7 protein-coding genes are annotated in these 6,651 nt (G+C 63.9%); all 7 read right to left on the reverse strand.

The window, feature by feature from the left end; genetic code table 11:
• A partial coding sequence (locus tag HMPREF0591_RS34450; protein ID WP_279626980.1) for a ferredoxin occupies positions 1-142 on the reverse strand: 142 nt, incomplete at its 3' end.
• 22 nt (positions 143-164) lie between these two features.
• Complete coding sequence (locus HMPREF0591_RS20540; RefSeq protein ID WP_007170541.1) at positions 165-1,724, reverse strand: aldehyde dehydrogenase family protein; 1,560 nt, start codon at positions 1,722-1,724, stop codon at positions 165-167.
• A gap of 148 nt (positions 1,725-1,872) precedes the next feature.
• Positions 1,873-2,760: an HTD2 family dehydratase gene (locus HMPREF0591_RS20545; RefSeq protein WP_007170542.1), complete on the reverse strand. Its 888-nt coding sequence runs from the start codon at positions 2,758-2,760 to the stop codon at positions 1,873-1,875.
• 43 nt (positions 2,761-2,803) lie between these two features.
• Positions 2,804-4,423, reverse strand: a complete 1,620-nt coding sequence (locus HMPREF0591_RS20550; protein ID WP_007170543.1) for an FAD-dependent oxidoreductase — start codon at positions 4,421-4,423, stop codon at positions 2,804-2,806.
• Between the two features lie 12 nt (positions 4,424-4,435).
• Positions 4,436-4,627: a ferredoxin gene (locus HMPREF0591_RS20555; protein WP_007170544.1), complete on the reverse strand. Its 192-nt coding sequence runs from the start codon at positions 4,625-4,627 to the stop codon at positions 4,436-4,438.
• A complete protein-coding gene (locus tag HMPREF0591_RS20560) occupies positions 4,627-6,012 on the reverse strand; it encodes an aldehyde dehydrogenase family protein (RefSeq protein WP_007170545.1) in 1,386 nt (461 codons plus the stop codon). Before HMPREF0591_RS20560 ends, HMPREF0591_RS20555 begins: the two co-directional genes overlap by 1 nt.
• A gap of 39 nt (positions 6,013-6,051) precedes the next feature.
• Positions 6,052-6,651: SDR family oxidoreductase (locus HMPREF0591_RS20565; RefSeq protein ID WP_007170546.1), on the reverse strand; the 600-nt coding region annotated here is incomplete at its 5' end.

The raw sequence follows: 6,651 nt of genomic DNA on the forward strand, positions 1-6,651 counted from the left end.
CGTCGACGTCGGGCGATGACCCGGCCTCGTCGTCCAATACCTTGCCGAAGCCGTCGTCGTCCATGTCGAAATGGGTCGGGGCGATCAGCACGCAGCGACCATGACCCTGGCATTTGCCGCTATCGATCGTTATTCGTGACACGCCTATCTCCGCTCCTGAGGAATCATTTCGGTCCGCGCAGCCCAAGCCGGCGACGCCAGTCGTGCGCCCCGGTGAGCCGGATCAGCCGCTTCTGCAGGCGACTCATCCGAGGCACGTAGGGATACCAGTGCGGCTCGGACTTGAGCCGGAACCGCTCGGAGACAATCGCCTGTTGCCGGCAGAATTTCAACATTCCCGCGGCTCCCCCGTTGCGACCACCGACGCCAGAGGACTTCCAGCCCACCATCGGCAACGGGATCAGCATGGTGGCCGTCAGCGCGCTGTTGATGTTGACCGCGCCCGTCTCGAGTCGGCGCGCCACCCGGTCAGCGCGTTGCTTGTCGGCGGTCCAGACACTGGCCGCCAGCCCGTACGGCGAGTCATTGGCGAGGCGGATCGCCTCCTCATCGTCCTTGACCATCATGACCGGCAGCGTCGGACCGAACGTCTCCTCGCGCATGCACAGCATCGAGTGATCGACCCCGGTCAGCACGGTCGGTTCGAAGAACAGACCCTGGTCTTTACGCCGGCCGCCGGTAACCGCGACCGCCCCCCGTTCAACGGCTTCGCCGACGTGGCGCTCGACGATCTGCACTTGGCGTTCGTTGGCCATCGCACCGATCTCAGTGCTGTAGCTGCCGTCGGGATCCATGCCTTGCCGCAGGGCTCGGACTTTGGCCACCAGCTTGTCGACGAACTCGTCATAAACCCGCTCCTGGACGTAAATACGCTCGACGGACACGCAGATCTGGCCCGAATTCCACAGGCCGCCCCAGACTGCGCCGCTGGTCGCGCGATCGATGTCAGCGTCGTCCAAGACGATCATCGCGTCTTTGCCGCCCAACTCCACGCTGTGCGGGATGAGGCGTTCGCCAGCACGAGCGGCGATCTTTCGCCCGGTCGCGATCGATCCGGTGAACTGGATCATGTCGACTTCGTCGAGCACCGCGGTTCCGGCGGCTCCACCACCGGTGGCACACGCGATCACAGGGGGAGCGCCGAGTTCCTCGATCCAGCCGCGAGTGACCTCTGACCAGGTCAACGGGGTCACCTCGGACGGCTTGAAGAGCACCGCGGCCCCGGCCATCAGTGCCGGCATGCCATCAACGATCGGAGTCGCCAGCGGACCATTCCACGGTGTGATGATGCCAACGAGTGGGTGCGGCCGGATGAACACCCGAAGGTTCTTCGTCAACGACATCGGGCCGTCACGCTTCACCGCCCGATCCGCAAGGAAGTCGGCCGCGTGCTTGGTGAAGTAGTTGACGGTGTCGACGGCCACCGCGATCTCCATCGCCGCATCGCCCCACGACTTGCCGGTTTCCTCCTGCATGATGCCGACCAGCCGGTCTTCGTTGTCCAATATCCAGTCGAGGAATCGGAGCAGATGCTTCTTGCGGCCGTGCGGCCCGAGCTCCTCCCACGCCGGCTGGGCGGCGCGCAGCCGGGCGGCCACCTCGTGCACCTCGGCTGCCGACATCTCGGGAACACTGCCGACAATTCGTCCATCCGCCGGACAGCGCACCACGATCCGCGCCGCTGCCGTGTCCGGATCCCCGACCTCTCGTGCGGTTGCCGTCATCGTGGACTGTCCTTTCCTCGCGAAACCGTCGAGCGCAGCACCATCACCGGATCCGAAGAATACCTAACGCTGTTTGGTGGTTAATGGCCAGCATGACATATGTTGCGCGCAACGTCGAGAGCGGCGAAAAGCAGAATGCCGAGCAACTTCAGCGCAATTCAATGTCAACGGTGGCGCGGTCGCGGCCGTCGTCGCCAGTCGCCGACAGGGCGACAGACGTGCTGTCCGACGCCAACCGCTTCAGCTGCGCGGATTGCCCGCAGAACAGCGGCGCGACATTCCGGTGGCGCACGCGGTGCACACCGGCGCCCGGCGTCTCCAACCGCACGGTTTCGGCAAGCGCTAACGTCACGAGCGGCCCGTGCACCACCAGCCCCGGATATCCTTCGACACGGGTCGCGTACGGCCAGTCGTAGTGAATGCGATGGGCATTGGCGGTTGCGGCACTGAATCGCATCAACAACGACGGATCCGTTTCGAACTCCCACTCCCACTCCCCGGTGCGCCGCAGCGGCGACGGTGTCGGAGGCGTGATCGCAGCGTCAGCGGGATCGGAACCCCCGGAGGTGTGCGACGCCGCCTCCCGGAAGATCAGGTTCTGACGCTCAACGACGGCCAGGTCGGAATGATCGTTGTACAAGTGCGTCGTCACCCGCACGATGACCAGAGAGCCGGACCGGCCGGTCTTCTCCTCAACGCCATCCACCCACGACTCGCGTCGTATGACGCGACCGACGGTGAGCGCAGCGTGCAATTCGATCTCACCACCAGCGAACATCCGCCGTGGCAAGTCGATCGGCGGCAGGAACCTACCGCGTCGCGGATGGCCGTCGGACGACAGCGCAGAGGATGAACACCACTGCGGTAGCGCGACCCAGTGCCAGAGCGGCGGCAACTCGTCACCCGGTGACGGGGCCGGGTTGCTGTCGTCGAAGAGGGCCGACAGGGCCGCCACACGACCAGCGTCCACGACCACGTCCTCGCGGACGGTGTGCGGCTCCCATCGCGGGTCAATCACTAATGCACTATGGCTCATGGTCTTTCGCTACTTGTGTTGAGGCGGTGATCTGCAAGGGAAATTAGCAGGCCGCGTCGCTGGAGTTGGCGGCGCTGAGCAGTTCGGCAATGTCAACGAATTTCACTCGTGGCCGCGAAGTTTCGCGACCCCGTTCGCGTTCGGCGGCGTCGATGGCACGCCAACCTTGCCAGTCGACGGGCTCGGCCCCTCGTTCTGCGAGCAGACCAACCATGGCGTCCCGGGCTGCGACCTCACGATCCAGCAAGCCCGAATCGTAGTCCTCCCAGAGCTTTTGGACCGTCTGCTCGGCACAGCTCCGATTCGTTCCGATCACGCCGCGCGGACCACGCTTGATCCATCCTGTGACATATACGCCGGGGACGCGCTGGCCGTCCTCGCGAAGTACTCTGCCGTGTTCGTTGGATACCACGCCGTTCGCGTCGTCGAAGGGCACACCGTCGATCGGCACACCCCGCTGTCCGATCGAACGCAGGATCAGCCGGCTCTCGATCACTTCGCTTTCCCCGCCTGCATGCACCACGCGAAGACTCTCGGCATGCTCTTGGCCACCCACTTCCACAGGTGAGACCATGAAACGGAACACGATCCGCTTGTTCTGCGGCTGCACCGGCCGTTGAGTGAACTCGCGCGCGATCTTCAACTTCATGCGTGTCTCGACGTCGTCGTCGTCGTCGTGCGCGTCCAGTTCGTCGCTGTCAACGATGACATCGACCCCCGGCAGGTAGCCCAGCGCCAGGAACTCACCGACCGAGAAGGCGGCCTCCCTTAGCCCTCGGCGCGCCAAGATGACCACCTCTTCAATTGCGCTGTCCGACAACTTATCCAACGCATGCTGTGCAATGTCGGTCTTCGCGAGATCCTCCGGGGCCATCAGCAAGATCCGGGCCACGTCCAGTGCGACATTGCCGTTGCCGATGATCACCGCCCGCTCTGCAGACAGGTCGAAGGTGGTGTCAGCGTGGTCGGGGTGCCCGTTGTACCAGCCGACGAAGTCCGCGGCGGCATAACTTCCGGGCAGCTTCTCCCCCGGGATACCGAGGTCGCGGCCCTTCGGTGCCCCCACCGCGTAGATCACGGCGTGATGGTGCGCCAGCAGATCTTCGTGGGTGATCGTCTTGCCGACCTCGACGTTGAAGTGGCACTCGAAGCGCGGGCTCGCGAACGCGGGATCGAAGAGCTTGACCACCGCCTTGGTGTGCTGATGATCCGGCGCCACTCCGGTGCGCACGAGACCGAACGGCGTCGCAAGCCGATCGAACATATTCACTTCCACGCCGGCGACGCGGGTCAGCTCCGCTGCGGCGTAACAGGCTGCCGGTCCTGCCCCGACGATCGCAACCCGTAACGAGCCCTGCTCCACGGCGGGATGATCGGTACCGGCTCGCTGCGAATCCATCGCCAAGGGATGGTGTTCGAAGTAGCTCGAATTGATGTCTTTGAACCGCTCCAGCTCGGGCGGCAGCTCCTCCTCGTAGTAGATCGCGTCGACAGGACACGCGTCGACGCATGCGCCGCAGTCGATGCACGTGACCGGGTCGATGTAGAGCATCTCGGTACCGGTGATTTCACCCGTCGCTCCCACCGGCCTGATGCAGTCCACCGGGCACACCGGCACGCAACTGGCGTCCTTGCAGCAACTCTGGGTGATGACGTAAGTCATTGCGGATGCTCCCTATTCATCGATAGACAGCGCGCCGGTCGGACAGTTGTTCACCGCCTCTTCGACTTCTGCCCTTTCGCCCTGCGCTGGTTCGGATTTGATGGCGTGCGCCTGGCCGTCGTCGCCGATCTCGAACACCGACGGTGCGGTGACCTCACACAACCCGATTCCTGAACACTTGGTGGTGTCAACCTTGACTTTCATCAGAACAATCTCCGCATGATGTTAAGGGCGAGTCGGCTGTAGGGCGGGTAGACCAGACGCGGATCGGGTTTCGCCGTTTTGGACAGCACCGCGCGGCGGTGGCTGAGCGTTTCGAAGCCCCATCTACCGTGGTAGGCGCCCATGCCGCTGGCGCCCACACCGCCAAACGGCAGCGACGGCACCAGACAATGCATAGCAACGTGATTGATCACCGCGCCGCCGGATGGGATGCGATCAACCAGGCCGCGGCTAGCGCGTCCCGAGCCGAAAACATACAGCGCCAATGGTTTCGGTCGGCCGTTGACGAAATCGACTGCTTGGTCGACTGACCTGTAGGTGATGATCGGCAAAAGCGGACCGAAGATCTCGTCGGCCATGACCGGGTCGCTGGGTGACGGATCAACGATGACGGTCGGTTCGATGCGCAGCGTGCTGCTGTCCCAATGGCCGCCGGCGACCACTTCGCCTTCGGTGCTGCCGATCAGCGAGACCAGCCGGTCGAATTGATGCTGGTTGACTATCGGTACCCCCAGACCACCTTCGTCCGAACGAAAGTTGCGAAGGTTGCCGACGATCTTGCCGACGAGTTCGTTGGCGATGCTGTCATCGGCGAGCACGTAATCCGGCGCGATGCACGTCTGACCGGAGTTCAGCAGTTTGACCCATGCGATGCGACGGGCGGCGACATCGATATCGGCATCGGCCGTGACGATCACCGGGCTCTTGCCGCCCAGCTCCAGCGTGACCGGGGTGAGCGTTGGTGCCGCCGCGGCCATGATCTTCTTGCCGACTTCGGTTCCGCCGGTGAAAAGAGCGTGGTCGAAGCCCGCCGCCAGCAAGTCTTGGGTGACCGCGGCGTCACCTTCCACGACACGTACGGCCTCGGAGTCGACGTACTGGCTGAGCTGTCGCGCCAACAACGCCGATGTGGCAGGCGCGAGTTCGGACGGCTTGATCACGGCGCAGTTGCCGGCCGCCACCGCGGCGACCAGCGGCGCCAGACTCAGATACAGCGGATAGTTCCACGGACCGATGATCAGCACAGCGCCCAACGGGTCGTATTGCACCCATGCCCGGCCAGGCAACTGCGCCATCGGCAACGATTCCCGTCGCCGGCGCATCCACTTCTTCAGGTGCTTGCGCGCATAGACGGCCTCGCCCTTGGTCGAGGCGATATCGCCCAGCCAGGCCTCCGCAGGGCTGCGGCCGAGGTCATCGGCCAAGGCCGCAGCGATCGCGGGCTCGCGCTCCTCGACGAACCGCTCGATGCCGCGTAGCTGTTCTAGTCGCCACTGCAAGCCCCGCGTTCGACCGCGGTCGAAAACTGTCCGAAGATCGGCGAGCACGTTGGCGCCAGCGGTGATCTTCGGTGCCGAGATAGTCACAGATTCTCCTGAGCGGTATAGGTTCTTCTTTGGGCGGTATCAGATTTCGGGCGCGGGGACTACGCCACTCGCGACCGCTCCGCTGATTCCGCCATCGACCGCGATAGCCTGGCCGTTGACCCAGCGAGCGTCGTCGCCGGCCAGAAAAAGCACCACATCGGCAACGTCGCCCGGATCGGCGTGACGCCCGAGCAGATTCTTCAATCCGTCGAGCGTGTCTTTGCCCATCGATTCTTCGAAGTCGACCAAGATCGGAGTTTCGACCGGTCCGGGCAGCACCGCGTTGATCCGAAAACCCATCTCTGCCACCGCCAAACCCATCGACATGGTGTAGACGGTGGAAACTTCCTTCGAGAAATTGTAGGCGTTACCCTGCTGCGGGTTGGCCTTGAACCACGCCGCGCCCTCCTCAAAGGTGTCGGTCGCCAACAGATCCCGGATCAGGTTGAGCCGTTCCGGCCAGCCGAACCCTGCCGTCGACGACACGATGGTGATCGCGGCGCCCGGCTTCAGTCGTTCGAAGAGCGACTCCGTCACGTGACGAACCGCAAGGCTGTTGACGGCCAGCACCAGGTCGGCCGGCGCGGTGCCCGGTATACCGGCGATGTTCATCAAGCCGTCGAATTCTCCGTCGAGTTG

The sequence above is a fragment of the Mycobacterium parascrofulaceum ATCC BAA-614 genome (assembly GCF_000164135.1).
Classification (GTDB): Bacteria; Actinomycetota; Actinomycetes; order Mycobacteriales; family Mycobacteriaceae; genus Mycobacterium; species Mycobacterium parascrofulaceum.